Origin of the sequence: Nocardia sp. NPDC058058, assembly GCF_042885355.1 — a bacterium.
Classification (GTDB): domain Bacteria; phylum Actinomycetota; class Actinomycetes; order Mycobacteriales; family Mycobacteriaceae; genus Nocardia.
Window position 1 is genome coordinate 1 of sequence record NZ_JBHVSA010000042.1, and the last position, 1,135, is coordinate 1,135.

Here is a 1,135-nt window from a genome sequence, read left to right on the forward strand (position 1 = left end):
GGTGGCCGTACGAGGCGTCGTGGAAGGACTTGCTCCGGCCCGGGGTGCCCCGTCCGTCCAGGGCCACCACCACGAAGCCCAGCGCGGCGAGGGGTTCGGCGTCGAGGCCCGTCCCGCCGGGGTCGAAGGACGGCGAGACCCGGGCCACCTGCGGGCCGGGGTAGAGGTTGTCCACCACCGGGTAGCGCCGGGCGGGGTCGAAGCCCCGCGGCCGGTACAGGACCCCGTAGACGTCGGTGACGCCGTCGGCCGCCTTGACGCGGAACCGTTCCGGCGGCGTCCAGCCGGTGGCGGTCAGCCCGCCGGTGTCGGCGCGCTCCAGCTCGACGAGGACGCGGCCGGTCCAGTCGCGGACGCGGGTCACCGGCGGGGTGTCGACGGTGGAGGCGGAGTCGACGAAGTACTCCTGGCCGCCGCCCGGCAGGGTCACGACGTGGTCCAGGGCGTCGTCCGTGACCTTGGCGAAGCCGGAGCCGTCCAGGCCGATCCGGCACACCGTGCGGCGGTACGGGTCCTCCTCGACCAGCCCGGAAGCGGTGAAGTAGACCACCCGCCGGGCCTCGTCGACGCGCAGGATCTGCCGCACCGCCCACGGCCCGGAGGTGACCTGCCCGAGGGGTGCGCCGGTGCGCAGGTCGTAGCGGTACAGGTGGCCCCAGCCGTCCCGCTGCGAGTACCACAGGACCTCGTCGGCCAGCACCCGCACGATCGGAGGCTCGTACGCCCACTGGTTGGGCTCCACGCGGGTGGCCCCGCTCTCGCTCAGTACGGTGGTCACCTCGCCGGTGACCGGGTCGAGCCGGTGCAGGGTGAGGGTGCGCTGGTCGCGGGGGCGGGCGAGGTAGTACACCGCCGAGCCGTCCGGGGCCCACCACGCCCACCGGGCGGTGATCGGCGACAGCAGGGGCATCGGCAGCGGCTCGGCCCGCGCCCGGACCACCGTGCCCGCGGCGACGTCCAGCACGACCAGCTCGGCCAGCGGCAGGTGCTCGTCCCCGGCGTAGGCGTACCGCTGGGTGTGCGGGAGGGGCGCGCCGCCGTCGGCGGGCCTGGCTTCCACGAGGTGGGTCCGGCGGACGTGGCGCTCGTCGGTCCGGTGGGCCAGCACATTCGTCGAGTCGGGCGACCAGGCCAC

General features: G+C 75.3%; 1 protein-coding gene. It reads right to left on the minus strand.

Features of this window, described 5'->3' with window-relative positions:
- A partial coding sequence (locus ACFVUS_RS44025) for a DPP IV N-terminal domain-containing protein (protein WP_387781555.1) occupies nt 1-1,135 on the minus strand: 1,135 nt, incomplete at both ends.